The organism is Pedobacter nanyangensis (genome assembly GCF_003313505.1).
GTDB lineage: Bacteria > Bacteroidota > Bacteroidia > Sphingobacteriales > Sphingobacteriaceae > Pedobacter > Pedobacter nanyangensis.
This window is the reverse complement of the sequence record NZ_QMHO01000011.1, coordinates 44,855-60,226: the sequence shown is the minus strand read 5'-3', so window position 1 is coordinate 60,226 and position 15,372 is coordinate 44,855. Positions and strand designations below refer to the sequence as shown.

The 15,372-nt window shown below is 40.2% G+C and carries 15 protein-coding genes; 2 read left to right on the top strand and 13 right to left on the bottom strand.

The window, feature by feature from the left end:
- Positions 1 to 26: 26 nt before the first annotated feature.
- The 8 genes from nagA to DUT71_RS15925 all read right to left on the bottom strand — a co-directional run bounded on the left by nagA (position 27) and on the right by DUT71_RS15925 (position 6,685).
- A complete protein-coding gene (gene nagA, locus DUT71_RS15965) occupies positions 27 to 1,127 on the bottom strand; it encodes an N-acetylglucosamine-6-phosphate deacetylase (protein WP_113663544.1) in 1,101 nt (366 codons plus the stop codon).
- An 88-nt stretch (positions 1,128 to 1,215) separates the two neighbouring features.
- The gene (tsf, locus tag DUT71_RS15960) at positions 1,216 to 2,061 is read right to left on the bottom strand and encodes a translation elongation factor Ts (protein ID WP_113663543.1); all 846 of its coding nucleotides are present in this window, start codon (positions 2,059 to 2,061) and stop codon (positions 1,216 to 1,218) included.
- A gap of 106 nt (positions 2,062 to 2,167) precedes the next feature.
- On the bottom strand, positions 2,168 to 2,992 hold the full coding sequence (gene rpsB, locus DUT71_RS15955; protein ID WP_113663542.1) for a 30S ribosomal protein S2: 825 nt from the start codon (positions 2,990 to 2,992) through the stop codon (positions 2,168 to 2,170).
- An 18-nt stretch (positions 2,993 to 3,010) separates the two neighbouring features.
- Positions 3,011 to 3,397 (bottom strand): 30S ribosomal protein S9, encoded by a 387-nt coding sequence (gene rpsI, locus DUT71_RS15950; RefSeq protein ID WP_113663541.1) that lies wholly within the window; start codon positions 3,395 to 3,397, stop codon positions 3,011 to 3,013.
- 16 nt (positions 3,398 to 3,413) lie between these two features.
- Complete coding sequence (rplM, locus tag DUT71_RS15945; protein WP_113663540.1) at positions 3,414 to 3,857, bottom strand: 50S ribosomal protein L13; 444 nt, start codon at positions 3,855 to 3,857, stop codon at positions 3,414 to 3,416.
- Between the two features lie 319 nt (positions 3,858 to 4,176).
- Positions 4,177 to 4,716, bottom strand: coding sequence for an ORF6N domain-containing protein (locus DUT71_RS15935; RefSeq protein WP_113663538.1), 540 nt, complete (start codon positions 4,714 to 4,716; stop codon positions 4,177 to 4,179).
- A gap of 129 nt (positions 4,717 to 4,845) precedes the next feature.
- Positions 4,846 to 5,490 (bottom strand): DUF1579 domain-containing protein, encoded by a 645-nt coding sequence (locus DUT71_RS15930; protein WP_113663537.1) that lies wholly within the window; start codon positions 5,488 to 5,490, stop codon positions 4,846 to 4,848.
- Positions 5,491 to 5,599: 109 nt separating this feature from the next.
- Entirely contained in the window at positions 5,600 to 6,685 is a 1,086-nt protein-coding gene (locus DUT71_RS15925; RefSeq protein ID WP_113663536.1) for a DUF4407 domain-containing protein, read from the bottom strand.
- Between the two features lie 175 nt (positions 6,686 to 6,860).
- On the opposite strand from DUT71_RS15925, the gene DUT71_RS15920 reads away from it, so the two are divergent.
- Complete coding sequence (locus DUT71_RS15920; RefSeq protein WP_113663535.1) at positions 6,861 to 7,178, top strand: rhodanese-like domain-containing protein; 318 nt, start codon at positions 6,861 to 6,863, stop codon at positions 7,176 to 7,178.
- A gap of 85 nt (positions 7,179 to 7,263) precedes the next feature.
- Positions 7,264 to 7,464, top strand: a complete 201-nt coding sequence (locus DUT71_RS15915) for a DUF6358 family protein (protein WP_113663534.1) — start codon at positions 7,264 to 7,266, stop codon at positions 7,462 to 7,464.
- A 49-nt stretch (positions 7,465 to 7,513) separates the two neighbouring features.
- Here the strand turns inward: DUT71_RS15915 and DUT71_RS15910 are convergent, their stop codons facing one another.
- The 5 genes from DUT71_RS15910 to dcd form a co-directional block, all read right to left on the bottom strand.
- The gene (locus DUT71_RS15910; RefSeq protein ID WP_113663533.1) at positions 7,514 to 8,389 is read right to left on the bottom strand and encodes an SDR family oxidoreductase; all 876 of its coding nucleotides are present in this window, start codon (positions 8,387 to 8,389) and stop codon (positions 7,514 to 7,516) included.
- A gap of 50 nt (positions 8,390 to 8,439) precedes the next feature.
- Complete coding sequence (locus DUT71_RS15905; RefSeq protein ID WP_113663532.1) at positions 8,440 to 9,201, bottom strand: enoyl-CoA hydratase/isomerase family protein; 762 nt, start codon at positions 9,199 to 9,201, stop codon at positions 8,440 to 8,442.
- A gap of 67 nt (positions 9,202 to 9,268) precedes the next feature.
- Positions 9,269 to 11,920, bottom strand: coding sequence for a SusC/RagA family TonB-linked outer membrane protein (locus DUT71_RS15900; protein ID WP_113663531.1), 2,652 nt, complete (start codon positions 11,918 to 11,920; stop codon positions 9,269 to 9,271).
- Positions 11,921 to 11,926: 6 nt separating this feature from the next.
- The gene (locus DUT71_RS15895; protein ID WP_240186960.1) at positions 11,927 to 14,617 is read right to left on the bottom strand and encodes a TonB-dependent receptor plug domain-containing protein; all 2,691 of its coding nucleotides are present in this window, start codon (positions 14,615 to 14,617) and stop codon (positions 11,927 to 11,929) included.
- A 181-nt stretch (positions 14,618 to 14,798) separates the two neighbouring features.
- The gene (dcd, locus tag DUT71_RS15890) at positions 14,799 to 15,335 is read right to left on the bottom strand and encodes a dCTP deaminase (protein ID WP_113663530.1); all 537 of its coding nucleotides are present in this window, start codon (positions 15,333 to 15,335) and stop codon (positions 14,799 to 14,801) included.
- Between the last annotated feature and the right edge of the window lie 37 nt (positions 15,336 to 15,372).

Sequence of the window (15,372 nt, the reverse complement as noted above, 5' to 3'; positions counted from 1 at the left end):
ATCAAGTTTTTTTAATTTGCTGGTGCCTAATTCAGTTTAATTTCGGCTCCTCTGAAAAATACTTGTTGCAATTCCAATTTTTCGTTTATCCTGACTAGGTTTGCTTGGGTATTAACAGCAAGTTGCCCAATTTCGTTTTCTTTTTTGATCAGCTTTGCTGGATTGAAGGTGGCCATGTTAATGGCATCTAATAATGAAATACCGCAATGCTCCACACAATTTTTGACCGATTGTAGCATGGTCATGGCCGAGCCAGATAAAGTGCCGTCGGGCATGACAAACTTGCCATTTACCGCATGATGTTGGTATGGGCCCGAATTGCATTCCGTAACGGCATCAGTAATGAGGAATAGGCGCTCCCTCAGCATCTTTGCAGCTATTTTTACCACTTCAAAATCTACATGCAATCCATCTGCGATAATGCTGGCCATGGCCGTTGGATGATTAAATACCGCTGCTGGAATGCCTGGCGCTCGGTGTTGTAATGCCGACATGGCATTGAACAGGTGTGTGGTGGTTGGTATGCCCTTATCATAAGCAGCGGTTGCCTGCTCAAAAGTGGCACTGCTATGCCCCAAAGATACCACCACGTTCTGATCTAATAAATACTGAATAACTTCGTCATCTTGTAGCTCTGGGGCAAGTGTCATCATTTTAATGGTGCCATCACCAAAATCTAACAGCTGTTTGATTTCATCCAAGCTCGCTTTGCGAATATATTCTTTAACATGGGCACCTCTTTTTTCGGGATTGATAAAAGGACCTTCCAAGTGTAAGCCCATGCAATTTCTGGCATCTTTTCTGTATTCTTTAATTACCGAAATACATTGGTTAAAAACGTCTGGTGTATTGGTGGCCAAGCAGATCAGAAAACCAGTAGTACCTTCTTGCAATAATTGATCCTCTATGGTACGAATACTATCTAAGTTTGGTTCGGCAGAGAATAACTTGCCAGCCGCCCCATAAATTTGCAGGTCAATAAAACCCGGGATCAGGTAAGTGTTTTCTGTATTCGATTGATTGGAATTTAGTTTGATTTCCTTAATCAAACCATTTTCAAATGAAATATCTTGTTGAGTTTGTAATCCCGTTGGGAGATATAGATTTTGATTTTGTAGCGATTGCATATTACAAGTTTACCAAAAAATACAGCGCTTATTAAACAAAAAAGTCCCGACATTAAGGCGGGACTTTTTATATTTTTTTGCTTAAAAATTAAGCACCTAATTGTACGCGTTTGAAAGCAGTAACGGTTAAACCCTTAGCCGTGTTGTCTAAGAATTTACGAACGTCGATAGAACCATCTTTAACAAACTCTTGGTTTAATAAAGTGCTGTCTTTGTAGAATTTGTTCAATTTACCAGCAGCAATTTTTTCTACCATTTCCTCTGGTTTGCCTTCTTGACGGATCACGTCTTTAGCGATCTCAATCTCACGCTCAACAGTTGCAGGATCAACGCCATCTTTATCCACGGCAATTGGGTTCATTGCAGCAATTTGCATGGCAACATCTTTACCAGCTTCAGTAATATCAGCACCGTTGGCACCTTTAAATACTACTAAAACACCCATTTTACCGTTAGAGTGGATATAAGAAACGATTTTCTCACCAGAAATATTTGCATATTCTTGGATAACGATTTTCTCGCCGATTTTACCAGTTAGTTCAGTAATGGTTTCAGCAACCGTACGGCCGTCTTCTAAGGCAATTGCCAACAATTCTTCTGTAGAAGCTGGATTATTGGCCACCGCAGCCGCTAAAATAACCTGAGCCAGGTTACGGAAATCTTCAACTTTAGAAACTGGTTCAGTTTCGCAAGCCAAAGCAACTAATTTACCATTTGTACCATCTGCCGAAACATTGATTAATACTAAACCTTCAGAAGTAGCATTACCAGAACGGGCAGCCGATACTTTTTGACCTTTTTTGCGCAATAAATCAACAGCAGCTTCGAAATCGCCATTGGCTTCTACTAATGCTTTTTTGCAATCCATCATGCCGGCACCTGTTTGTTGACGTAATTTGTTTACATCTGCCGCAGAAATTTGTACTGTAGACATCTCTTTTAAATATTTTGAATTTCTATAAAATGTTATAAGTTGCAAGTTATAGGTTATAAGGCTGTTTAAAACCTAATAACTTACAACCCACAACTTACAACTTCAATTAAGCTTCTGTATTATCTTCTGATGAAGTTTCTGCTTCAGCAGTTTCTTTTTTAGCTTTTTTAGCCGGAGCCTCAGGAGCATCAGCAGCAGCTTTAGCCGCTACAGCTTCTTTCTCAGCTTCTTCGTCTTTCTCACGTTTACGCTCATCTAAGCCTTCTTCGATAGCTTTAACGATGATGTCAGTAATCAAAGAGATTGATTTGGTTGCATCATCATTAGCCGGAATAGGGAAATCGATGTTCGAAGGATCAGAGTTGGTATCAACCATTGCAAAAGTAGGAATGTTTAGTTTCAAAGCCTCAGCAACAGCGATGTGCTCTTTCTTCACGTCGATTAAGAAGATAGCCGCAGGTAAACGGTTCAAATCAGCGATACCACCTAAAAGGTTTTCTAATTTGATACGCTCACGTTGGATCATCAAACGCTCTTTTTTAGAAAGGATCGCATAAGTACCGTCTTTGGTCATCTTGTCGATGTTAGCCATCTTCTTGATCGACTTGCGTACGGTAGTGAAGTTCGTTAACATACCACCCAACCAACGCTCGGTCACGAAAGGCATGTTTACTTTCTTAGCTTGTTCTGCAACAATTTCCTTAGCTTGTTTCTTGGTTGCTACAAATAAGATCTTACGACCTGATTTTACGATTTGTTTGATCGCTGCGGCAGCTTCTTCAGTTTTAGCTAAAGTTTTGTTTAAATCTATAATGTGGATACCATTGCGCTCCATGAAAATGTAAGGAGCCATTTTTGGATTCCATTTGCGGGTAAGGTGACCAAAGTGTACACCTGCATCCAATAAGTCTTGATATGTTGTTCTTGCCATTGTATTGTCTCCTTAAGATTAACGTTTACTGAATTGGAATCTCTTACGAGCTTTCGCACGTCCTGGTTTCTTACGTTCAACCATACGCATGTCGCGGGTCATTAAACCTTTAGCACGTAGCGCAGATTTTTTCTCAGCATCTAATTCAACAATAGCTTTAGCAATTGCTAAACGAACAGCCTCAGCTTGTCCTTTAACACCACCACCAGCTACATTTACTTGTACATCATATTTACCGGCAACTTCCGCAACTTCGAAAGATTGGTTAACAATGTATTGTAAAGGTAGGGTTGGGAAATATACTTTATAATCTTTACCGTTTACGGTAATAGCGCCGTTGCCATCTTTCAAATAGATACGGGCAACTGCTGTTTTTCTTCTACCAGAAGTATTTGTTGTTGACATTTCTTTTCTCTTTTAATTAAAGTTTAATGGTTTTAGGCGCTTGTGCAGCGTGTGGGTGCTCAGAACCAGCATAAACAAATAAATTAGTGTATAATTTTTTGCCCAACTTGGTTTTAGGCAACATACCACGAACCGCTTTCTCAACAACACGCTCAGGGTGTTTAGCCAATAACTCTTTTGGAGAAATGAAACGTTGACCACCTGGATAACCAGTGTAACGCACATAGGTCTTATCAACCATTTTGCTTCCTGTCAACTTAACTTTGTCTGCATTGATAACAATAACGTTATCACCACAGTCTACGTGTGGGGTGTACTCAGGCTTGTTTTTACCTCTAATAATCATCGCGATCTTAGAAGACAAGCGCCCCAAAATCTCTCCTTCAGCATCAACTACAACCCATTGTTTGTTAACGGTTTTAGCATTCGCAGAGACAGTTTTGTAACTTAACGTATTCACTTGCTTTTATTTAATTGTTAAAAAATTTATTATTCCCCAGTTTTTTAGGGACTGCAAAGATACGGAGATTTGTTTAATTACCAAATAGTTGGCGTAGAATTTTTTGGTTTTAAGTTGTAAGTTACTCGTGATATGTATAAAGTTGATCATTTGAAAAGCAAATACAGTAGCGTTTTTGTACCGAAAGTCCCGCTTTTCGTTGCAATCTTTTGCTGTGGTCGTCATTGCCCGGAACGAAGCAACCTCAAGCAAAAGTATTTCCACTTCAATCGGGTTTGAAAACGCAACGCCTGTTTACAAAACCAAAGTTGCATAAAGCTTATAACTCATCGGGCTTAAATCCAATTCGCTTTCTCGGCGCTGCCTTCTCTTGAATGAGTTGATCCAAGTAAGTAAAAACCAATTCAATGTTCTTGTCGTGGTTGTGCAGGTGCCTTTTAATTTCTGCGATCTCCAATTTCAATTCGTTATGGTGATCCAGTAGTTTGCGTAAACGAGAAAAAATCCTAACAATTTGAATATTTACTTGTATCGCTTGAGGGCTATTAAGGACGCTTGATAGCATTAAAACGCCGTGCTCGGTAAAAGCAAAAGGAGGTTTTCTAAGTCCCAACTTCTCACGATTGGATATCACAATTTGTGACTTCCAATTTTCTAATTCTTTTGAATTGAGTTGAAACATGAAATCTTCAGGAAAACGGTTGATGTTACGTTTCACCGCCTGATTTAAAACTCTTGTTTCCACACCATAAAGTTCTGCCAAATCACGATCTAGCATTACTTTTTGATTTCTTATCTCGTAAATTTTGTTCACCACAATATCATCAGATATAGAGGTGAAAAGTGGTTTGGCTGTCATAGGCGAACCAAATATAATCAATATATTTTAGGTTTGATGTCGCAATTGCGACATCAAAAACGATAATGTTAAGCGCAAAAAAAGCGCTGACATTAACTGCCAACGCTTCCAGTATCGTTTAACGCTAAATTACTTTCTTACCAACTTAATCGACATGGTTTTTGTTTCCTTGCCATCTTTAGTATCGTACATTTCCATTAGTTGGTTGTTGTCATCAACAATAGTGAATGTTTCTCTGAACCGAATTTGTTTGCCAGACGCGGCATCGGTAGCATTACCTCTAAAAGTCATTACCTTACGATCCTTATCAAAGGTACCTTCCGCATACATCAATCCTGTACCCATATTATCTATCCAAGTGCTGATGTAAACTTTTCTGGCATTATCATAAGCCATGGTGTTCATTCCTTCGAATGGCATGCCGTCCATCATCCCTTTATAGTTAGATTGTAGGTAACGCCCTCCCAAAACCATTTTAGTTTCGGCCTTAATGCCGGGACTGGTAGACATGATGGATCCATCTGGCTTGTAGAAAGAACACTCGGCTTCCCAATTACCCGCCGATTTGGCCATCCACTGATGTTCGCTTCCTGGTGCCATATAAGCTTCCCAGGCTTTCATCATCTCGGCGGAGTCGACTGGTTTAGAAGTATCGTTGTTTTTGGTGGTAGAAGTATCAGTTGTAGTACTATCTGTTGTAATACTTTTTTTCTCGCTATTGCAGGCTGTGGCAAACAATAACATGAGGCTGGCGGCCATCATTAAATTTTTCATTTGAGCTCAAATTAGTTTGATATTCAGTTGATTGTATTGTGATTAACAAGATAAGATAAACTTTGTTTTGAACGAAAAATTTCTAGAGAAATAATGAGTATGAGATCATTCAGACAGAATTTAATTCATCTATTTTCTGCTGTGCTTTTACACTGATTTTAGTATCCTGAATTTGATCAGCTACGGTAATATCCGCATCTCTATCTTTATCCGAAAGATGGACCTGCACTTTCTCTGCATTTTCAATGGCATGGTCGTATGAACCTCGAGCGCTCATCAGCTTTACAAAAACGGGTAAACATTCAAAGAAAATGAAAAGCAGCCCAATAAACGTTACCGCAAGTGAAGTGTTAAAATCTTTGGACCCATCTGGATTAAAGCTCAATTGTCCCAACGCCCAATTCCTATCCGCAAAGCCAGCAATGTTTGCCAAGCTATCTAGCTGTTTAGAGGTGAAGAGCTTCTCGCTCATCAATCCATCAAACTGCTTACGTCCGTCAACAAACTTTTCCATTTGTCTAACATCGGCGTTAAGCGTATCAAGGTTTTGCTCACGCTGTTTCAGTTCGGCTTCCTTGCGTTTGGCGTAGGGCCCATAGCCCATTACCCCGGAGGTTTCAGTGGTCTTGTTGCCGAAAATCTCATAGTTGAGTTTTTGCCTATCGCTTTTAATCGCTGCTGCCAGTGAATCGCGTTGCGCTTTCAACTCGTTCAGCTTTCCAAGCTCAATGGTATATTTTTTATCAAAAGCCTTATTTAAAGTGTCAATTTTCGAACGTTGCCCATTCAGGTAGCTCACTTTCAGCTTTTCTTTAATCTCTTTATCAAAAATCTTCAACTCCAATGGGCGTGAAATCACGATACCGATCATGATGGCCAGCAAAATACGGGGTGTTGCCTGTAATAGTTGTTTGTTGCTGCTTGCGTTTTTATCCAAACTGCCCACAATATAACGGTCCATGTTAAAAATGGCCAAGCCCCAAATCAAACCAAAAAATATTGAAAAAAGCCAAGCGAAGTCGCTGCCCTTAAATACGAAGTACATGGCATAGCCGCCAGAAAGGGCCGCAAACAAACCTGTAAAAAAGATTGTGGCACCAATACCTATATATTTATTGTGATCTGTAGGATGTTTTTCGAGCGTAGCAATGTGAGCTCCAGAGCAAAACCAAAGGAAGCGGGAAACGCGGTTCATAGTAACCAAAATTAAAATTCTATAGTTAAACGACTGGCCATCTCAATTGTTACAGTTCTTCGAGAAATAAATTCTCTATTTGTTTCAAGGTAGGAGAAAAGTAAAAATACCGTTTGAGTTTTGCGATGGAAGTAATTAATCACGTAATTCGTATCTTTGATTAAAACACGAAAAAATGAAAGAAGTTACAGTTCAAGACTTAAAACAAAAAATAGATAACAATGAGCCTTTCCAACTAATTGATGTTAGAGAGACTTTTGAATATGAAACCTCTAACCTTGACGGTTTAAATATCCCTTTGGGCGGTATTTTAATTGAGGCTGATAAAATTGACAGAGATAAACCTGTAATTGTGCAATGCCGCAGTGGGAAACGTAGTGCAGCCGCCATTATGCAATTGGAGCAGGTTCACGGTTTTGATAACCTTTACAACCTTAAAGGTGGGATTTTAGCTTGGCAAGAAGCTTTTGACCCAAACATGCCGGTGTACTAATTTTGAAATACTGATTTGATACGATCGACGTGTCATTCATCCTGTATTCAAACCCGAAGGTCATCGTAGATAATCCAATCATTTTATGAAAAAGAAAATATTCTTAAATGCTTTTTACAACCTGGCATTAATTCTTTGTATCCTAGGAGCCTTTTGGGCTTTTGAGAACAAGAGCCCTTTAATTGCCATATTTTTAGTGGCGGCCTTAGCTGCTTTCCTTTTCTTCAAGATAAAATTGATTAAGGAGCTAAACAAGGAATTTAGACAGGGACCACCCCGAAAGTAAAACAAAAAAGCCATCACAATATCCTGATGGCTTTTTTGTTTAAACGTGCTTAACTGCCTTTGGCAGATCTGGTCATTTGCTCTAGCATATCCCACATTTCTGATGGGATGGCTTCCAATCCGTTCATTTGTCCAGCGCCCTGTAACCATTCACCGCCATCAATGGTAATTATTTCTCCGTTGATGTAGCTAGAGAAATCGCTCACTAAAAATGCGGCTAGGTTTGCCAGTTCCTGATGGTCGCCTACACGTTTCAATGGTACCCTGTTCTTAAAATCAAACTTTTCGGCCAAATCACCAGGTAGCAATCTGTCCCAGGCACCTTTGGTTGGAAATGGACCAGGGGCAATGGCGTTACTTCTAATTCCATATTTGCCCCATTCTACTGCTAAGGATCGAGTTAGCGCTAACACACCACCTTTAGCACATGCCGAAGGAACTACATAAGCCGAACCTGTAAAGGCATAAGTGGTAACAATGTTTAGTACGCTTGCGGCCTGCTTTTGCTTGATCCAATGCTTGCCAAAAGCCAAGGTGCAGTTAACAGTGCCTTTAAGTACAATATCTATGATGCTAGAAAAGGCATTCGCCGATAAACGTTCGGTAGGGGAGATAAAGTTTCCCGCAGCATTGTTTACCAATACATCTACATTGCCAAACCTGGAAAGGGTTTCTGCCAGTACATTTTCTACTTGTTCATATTCTCTAACATCGCATTGTACAGCCAAAACCTTGCCTCCAGTTTGTTCTTCCATTTCTTGGGCGGTTTTTCGCAATACGTCTATCTTTCTGCTGGTGATGACCAAGTTGGCTCCCAGTTTTAGAAAATAGGTGGCCATGGCCTTGCCGAGGCCCGTGCCTCCACCAGTAACAACAATGGTTTTACCTTTTAGGGCATCGTCCTTTAGCATGGGTTGGTTGTACATTTCCTAGTATTTAATGGTTAGTATTTAGATATGTCGCTAAACGAAAGCGATCACTTTTTCTGTAGGCTATCTACCAATGATTTTAAAATGGCCCGGGTAGCCGGCGACCACCATTGTTTGAGCATAATTTCCAGATCGGCGCTTTGGTCGGCGCTGGTTGCAGCTACCAAGTCTTTTCGCAGGTTGAGTTTGCTCTGTTGCCAGGTGTTGGCTTCAAAGGCCATATATTTTCTGGCTTTCCTTTCTGCGGCGGTCAAAATACTTTCTGGTTTTACTATTTCGTCTACTAAACCTACAGATAAGGCTTCTTCAGGAGAAAACAGTTTGCCTTCCAATAAGTTCCGATAGGCATTTGCCTTGCCTAGCCAAAAGCTATAAAGTTTAAAGATGCTATCGGGAACTATAATGCCCACGGGAACTTCATTTAATCCAATGATATATTTTCCTTCAGCCATTACTCTGGCATCGCAGGCCAGGGCAATTACGCAGCCTCCCGCAGGGCTATGGCCATTAATTGCAGCTACTAAAGGTTTCTTGAAAGCGGTAATTTTAGCTGTAAAATCTAGGAACAGATGCCAAAAACTGCGGGCTTCCTGTTCGTTGTAGTGGTAAAGTTCTATCAAATCCAATCCGGCAGAAAAGAAATTCTCCCTTCCGGTTATCACTACGCCACCAATGTTTTCGTCGTTTTCAACGTTGTGCAGCATATCCTGAAGTTCGGTTACCATTTCTCGGTTCAACGAATTGGATTTGCCTCGGTTTAGTGTAATAACGGCAAGTCTGTCTTTTACGGTGGTTGCAATAGTATTCATTCCTCTTAGCTTTACATTTATATTTTTATAAAGCTAAGAGGTTCGAATTTATTATGCAAGCATAAAATTATTTTACTTCGTAAGTCAATACTTTTCTGGCCAGGCTTCCATTCACATCTATACCTTCAATTACAATGCGGTAAGCGCCGGGTACATCGGTGTTGAAATAGGAGATGTTGGCGATGCCATTTTTATCGGTAATTAGGTTTGGTTCCCAGAAAACGGTGGTTCTATGGTCGGGTTTGTTATCTTCTTTAACATATTTTGGTGAATAAAACTCACGATTATAGGAGTAGCCTACTGCGGCATAATTAACTATGCCGTGTGGGACAAAGGGCAGGGCAAATGGATCATGTTTTTTAGAGGTGATTACAATAACGCCATCACTGCCTTGTCCACCGTAAGCAGATGTATAACCTGCACTTTTTAAGATTTCTACCATTTCAATATTACGGGTAGGTATAGAAAGGCTTGCATTGGTTTGTATTTTTCCATCTATAACAATTAGCATGGGCCTTGATGACCCGCGTAAATAGGCCTGATTGCCATTAACTGTTATGCCTGCAAATCTTCCCATTAAAAATGTATTTAAACTTACTGCAGTTTCTAACACTTTCGCAGTAATTACCCTATCTGCGTGCCCCCTACCATTAATGTTTTGAGATTCAGGGTAAACCTGGCGTTTGCCTTTGATGGTTACCTGCTTTAGAAGGTTTGTTTTGGTCAACGTGCCTAATTTTTCTTGGTCTTCAAAATGTTTTTCACTTTGATCAAGATACCCTATTAGCTTGCTATTTATGTTGACTTCTATGTCCCCATTATTAGGATTTTTGGTGATTAACTGATCGGGTGTTTGATCTAGGGCGATGTCTACAAGTTTTCCATCTTTACTGGTGCGAGCCTGAACGATAAACGTTAGGCTATCTGAAAACTCGATATTGTCAAAGCAGAAACGTCCCTTATCATCTGTCAACGTATCAATCATAAAAAAACCTTGGGTTGTTGAAACCAAAGAAACTTTTCCCTTAACCACGGGTTTACCCGCTTTACTAACGGTACCGCTAATTTTTAAATTTTTTTCGGGCGGAAATGTATTTATGGTTTCTTTATGTTCGGCAAGATCTTTCCAGTTTATTTTCCTCCAGCCCTGGGTGAGCAATAAATTGTCCAGATCGTATGTCGCATTTTTGTGGTGATTGAAATAGTAATTTGGGCTTTCAACATAACCCGCTAAATCAGCCGTGAGCAATAATTTAACAAGGATATTGCTTTCGTTGTTCTCATCAGGTTTTACGGCTAAAGTATTTGTAACAGCTACTGAAAAGCTGCCCTGTAGTGGAACATCGCCGTTGCTGGCAGTAAGTGGGAACTCTACTGGAGATTTTTTCGCATAATTGCTCTGTAGTTTTTCGGATGTGATATTAATTTTATCATGTAAATTGTTTACAAAAACGATACGCTCATTTAAAGGTTTAAAACTTGATGACAACAGCGATACTTGAAAAATTCCAGAGGGCAGATTTTCTTTGGGAACGGTGAATGTAACGGTTCCATTGTTCACGGGAACTTCGGTGTAATAATGAATGCTTCCATTTTTTTGTACCACTAGAAAATGAGGGCCAGTAGAGGCCTTGTCCGAAGAAAAGTACAACCTTATTCTCATTTTTAGGCTGTCTAGATTGTCTACGGCAAGTGCTGTTCCGCTACTATAAGCTTGAGGTAGGTTTATTGTTAATGTTTTGTTTTTGGGCTGCGTTATTTTTGCGCTATAGTTGCGCCCTTTAGTAGGGTTAATGTAAAACGAACCCATACCCAGTTGGTTGGTTTCGAAATTGGTAATCTTATTTCCCAAATCGTCTTCAATAACTCCATTTAAATAAGTGCCTTGTCCAGTTTCTTTTATTGCTTTAATTGCCATTCGATTGGGAAACCCTTCAAGCATTATTCCGCCTTCCGGAAAGAATTGTACATCTGTGTTTTGGGAAACGGTTTTAAGTTGAAGCCGTTTTTTTACGACCTGCTTATTAGGCAAGGTAATATTTGCAGAAACAACTCTTTCTATATCTAAAGTTTTGTGGTTATCAATTGCTATTTCCCCTTTTTCGTTGGTTAGGCCTTGCCCTTTTTGCAAAATTTTATTATCAGATGATTTTACTTCGTAATCTACTTTGCTGTTGGCATAAGGGCTATGGTTTTTCTCTGTAAATTGAAGAATTGTGCTTGAGTTTTGCCCACTTGCTGATTCGTATGATTTGATGAATACGCGGTTGGTCCAAGAGTTCCCGATTTTGATCGTTTTATCGAAAAAGAAATCAGGTCCTGCATTGCGCATCCACTGGGTATATGCCCTTATTCTATAATTTCCCTCTTGCAGTGTATCGGCCAAACTAAAGTCGCCCCATGATGTGCCCAATTTCACAGGAAGTTTAAGTTTTTTGGTCAATAAGCCCTCTTCGTTAATCAACTCAACATATAATATGCCGCTTATTGCCGATGGTTTTCCAGTTTTTGCGTTTAATATGTAAGCTTTAAACCAAATATTGTCGCCTACCGCATAATAAGGTTTATCTAGATGTAGGTAAACTTTTTCTTGAGCGTAGCGACTGCCATATTGCTCAACTTTCTGTAGAAAATCAGTTAGTAAATTATTTTGGGCAATGACAAACTGTGACGCACATATTAATATACCCGTAAAGAAAATCCTTCGTAGTATTTGCATCAGGAATTATTTTACTTCGTAAGTCAATACTTTTCTGGCCAGGCTTCCATTCACATCTATACCTTCAATTACAATGCGGTAAGTGCCGGGTACATCGGTGTTGAAATAGGAAAGTTTGGCTTTGCCGTTGGCATCGCTTACCATTTGTGGCTCCCAAAAAACAGTAGTTCTTAGGTCAGGTCGGTTGTCTGGTTTCACATCATATTTCGGAGAATAAAACTCTCTCACCGCGGCATAGCCTTTTGGTGTGAAGTTGATAAGGCCGGGGGTATAAGAATTTACAGATCTTACTCCTTCGCCGCGTTTTGTATTGATTACAATTACACCCGATCCGCCTTGCATACCATAGATAGCCGTGGTAGCAATGCTTTTTAAAATTTCTACAGTTTCTATATCCTGAACCACAATATTGTCTAGGTTAAAGTCTTCGCCTCCCAAATTCATTCCATCAACAATAATTGCCATTGGTGCTTGGCCACCGCGGGCATATGCCTGGCCGTCTCTAATTTGTATGCCTGCTATCCTGCCCTGCAAGTATTGGGAAAGGGAAATGGCCGTTTCCAGGTCTTTGGCGGTAATTACGGCATCGGCATTGCCGGCGCCACCTAAATTGGAAGAATTATAGGTGGGTTTGCGTTTTTCAACGATGGTCACCTCGTCTAGCAAAATTGTTCGGTTCAGTAGGCCCCTTTTGGTTTGGTCATCAAAATATTTGCCGCTTTCTTGTAGGTAGGCCGATAACGATTGGTTTACATTTACCTCGATATCTCCCGTATTAGGGTTTTTGTTAATTGTTTGGCCAGGAACCACGTCCATCGCAATATCCACAAACTTCCTGTCTTTTTCGGTTCTGGCCTGCACTACAAATTTGGTGCTATCCAAAAATTCGATCTTGTCGAAGTTAAAACGGCCCTTTTCATCTGTTAAGGTGTCTGTCATGAAAAAACCGCCAGAGAACGATACCAACGAAACTTTGCCCTTAACAACGGGTTTTCCGCCCTTGGTAACCGTTCCGCTAATTTGCAGCTTTTTTTCGGCTGGGAATTTGGCAATAGGCGCTGTGCCATTTGCTACTTCCTTCCAATTGATTTTTCTCCAACCTTGGGTAAGCAGAAGATTGTCAAGCTCATATCTGGTATTTCTGTCGTTACGGAGGAAATAATGGTTCGGTTTTTCTATATACCCTGTCAAGTCGGCCGTGAGCAGAAGCTTTGTAAGGATATTGGTTTCATTTTCTGGATCGGGCTTTACCGCTGATGTATTAGTTACCGCAACTGAAAAACTTCCCTGAACGGGCTTGTTGTTATTTGTGGCGGCTAGGGATAAATCCACTTTTGCTCGTTTGCCGTAGGTAGGATTTAAGTTTTCGGGAGCCAGTTCGATTTTATCTTTCAAATTGTTAACGAACACAATGCGTTCGTTTAACGGGGCAAAGCTAGAAGACAGCAACGAGATTTGTACAATTCCTGATGGAAGGCTGTCTTTCGGGACCGTTAATGCAACCACCTGCTTAGAAGAAGCAATTTTACTGGAGAAATAGGTAACGCCGTTATGCTGTGCAATGAGGTTATATTCATCTTTGTTAAGCAAATCTTCAGAGATGTAAACTTTTACCGACATTTTTGTGCTGTCGATATTAGAAACGGATAGTACTAGGCCGCTTTTTTCCGCTGTGGGAAGGTTAACTGTCTTTTTTGTCCCGTCGGCAAAGGTAAGGTTGGCCCTATAGCCTTGTCCGGCAACTGGATTAAGAAAGAAAGAGCCCATGCCCAGCTTATTGGTCTCAAATTGGGATATTTCGGTGCCGTCGTTGGTTGTAATTACCCCTGTTGCAAATTCGCCCAAACCATTGCTGTTAATTGCTTTAATACCAACTTTGTTGGGCAGGTTTTCAACTAACTTGCCTCCTTCCGGGAAAAACTGCACATCAATATCCCGTGAAGTAGTTTTCAACGGAATTTCTTTGCCGATTACCTGTTTGTTGGGCAAGGTGATATTGGCAATTATTGAGCCGCTTTTCAAGGTGCCCGGCTGCTTGTTGATGGCATTTATAACAATTTCACCTTGGCTGTTGGTAATACTTTTGCCCCTTTCAATGGTTTTTTGGCCAAGCTTTACTTCATAGTTTACCTGGCAGTTTGTGTAGGGAACATTCTGCTTGTCGGTAAATTGTATGGTAGTGCTTATTTTTTCCTGGTTGTTTTCAATACTCAGTACATTGCTGGATTTGGTGAACACCTTGTTTGCCCATAAGTTTCCAATTTTGATGGTTTTGTCGAAGAAAAATTCCGCTCCTGCGTTTCTCATCCACTGCGTGTAAGCCCTGATACGATAATTGCCCTCGCTAAGAGAGTCTGTGAGCCTAAAATCACCCCAGGTAATACCACTTCTCATAGGGAGTTTCAGCTGTTTGGTTACCGAGTCCTTTTCATTGATCAACTCAACATATAATAGCCCGCTAATGGTAGAAGGTAGCCCGGTTTTTGCATTGATGGTATAGGCCTTAAACCAGATGTTATCGCCCACGGCGTAATAAGGTTTATCTAAGTGTAGATATACTTTTTCCTGTGCTTGCTTATCGGTAATTTCATCTAGTTTTTTTAGGAAACTGCCTAGGTTGGCATCTTGTGCCCAAAGAGAGGAGGTGCTAATGATACTTAAAAGGGCTGCACCCAGCGTTATGAGTTTAATTTTCATTGGAGTATTCAAATTTAATGTAAAGACCAGTAAAGATTCTTTACGCTATACGGCGGTTCATTCGTGTCAAGTTTCCTCTTTAAGATTGATTTATCGGGGTTTATCGCCATTCAAGATACAAAAAAAATAGCCTTGTTGCGTTTTTTAGACTATTATTTTAGTGACAAGGTTCAAAAGGCAGCTAGAAATTATTTTTCCACATCATGCTTTCCACGGGGCGAGTGGTTTTGTTGTTGTATTTTGCGTTGTTTTTGGTGTTGTACATATTTTCTATTTGCCCCTCTACAATAAAATAAATGAGTTGGCCAATGGGCATGCCGGCATAAACTCTCACAGGTTGTACACATGAAATCTCTAGTGTCCAAGTATTGCAAAAGCCAACATCGCCCTTACCGGCCGTGGCATGTATGTCAATGCCCAATCGGCCAGTGCTGCTCTTTCCTTCCAAAAACGGGACATGCCCATGGGTTTCTGTATATTCAACGGTTACTCCTAAGTATAAAGTTCCTGGTTGTAGCACAAAACCTTCTTTAGGGATTTCAAAATGTTCTATTTTATTGTGGGCCTTCGCATCTAATACACGGTCTTTGTAGGTTGCCAAATACTTTCCTAAATGTACGTCGTATGAATTGGTGCCCAAGCATTCAGGCTTAAAAGGTTCAATAATAATGGTTCCTTTGTCTATCTCCTCAAGTATCCGTTTGTCTGATAATATCATTTTTAAGTTTTTTGGTCTAAATTATGATTAATTTAAG

Bases quoted from the DNA above. Each gene is read 5' to 3' on its own strand.
- rpsI (WP_113663541.1), bottom strand. From the start codon at position 3,397: ATGTCAACAACAAATACTTCTGGTAGAAGAAAAACAGCAGTTGCCCGT.
- dcd (WP_113663530.1), bottom strand. From the start codon at position 15,335: ATGATATTATCAGACAAACGGATACTTGAGGAGATAGACAAAGGAACC.
- DUT71_RS15925 (WP_113663536.1), bottom strand. From the start codon at position 6,685: ATGAACCGCGTTTCCCGCTTCCTTTGGTTTTGCTCTGGAGCTCACATT.
- tsf (WP_113663543.1), bottom strand. From the start codon at position 2,061: ATGTCTACAGTACAAATTTCTGCGGCAGATGTAAACAAATTACGTCAA.
- DUT71_RS15920 (WP_113663535.1), top strand. From the start codon at position 6,861: ATGAAAGAAGTTACAGTTCAAGACTTAAAACAAAAAATAGATAACAAT.
- DUT71_RS15930 (WP_113663537.1), bottom strand. From the start codon at position 5,490: ATGAAAAATTTAATGATGGCCGCCAGCCTCATGTTATTGTTTGCCACA.
- rpsB (WP_113663542.1), bottom strand. From the start codon at position 2,992: ATGGCAAGAACAACATATCAAGACTTATTGGATGCAGGTGTACACTTT.
- nagA (WP_113663544.1), bottom strand. From the start codon at position 1,127: ATGCAATCGCTACAAAATCAAAATCTATATCTCCCAACGGGATTACAA.
- DUT71_RS15905 (WP_113663532.1), bottom strand. From the start codon at position 9,201: ATGAATACTATTGCAACCACCGTAAAAGACAGACTTGCCGTTATTACA.
- DUT71_RS15900 (WP_113663531.1), bottom strand. From the start codon at position 11,920: ATGCAAATACTACGAAGGATTTTCTTTACGGGTATATTAATATGTGCG.
- DUT71_RS15935 (WP_113663538.1), bottom strand. From the start codon at position 4,716: ATGACAGCCAAACCACTTTTCACCTCTATATCTGATGATATTGTGGTG.
- DUT71_RS15915 (WP_113663534.1), top strand. From the start codon at position 7,264: ATGAAAAAGAAAATATTCTTAAATGCTTTTTACAACCTGGCATTAATT.
- DUT71_RS15895 (WP_240186960.1), bottom strand. From the start codon at position 14,617: ATGAAAATTAAACTCATAACGCTGGGTGCAGCCCTTTTAAGTATCATT.
- DUT71_RS15910 (WP_113663533.1), bottom strand. From the start codon at position 8,389: ATGTACAACCAACCCATGCTAAAGGACGATGCCCTAAAAGGTAAAACC.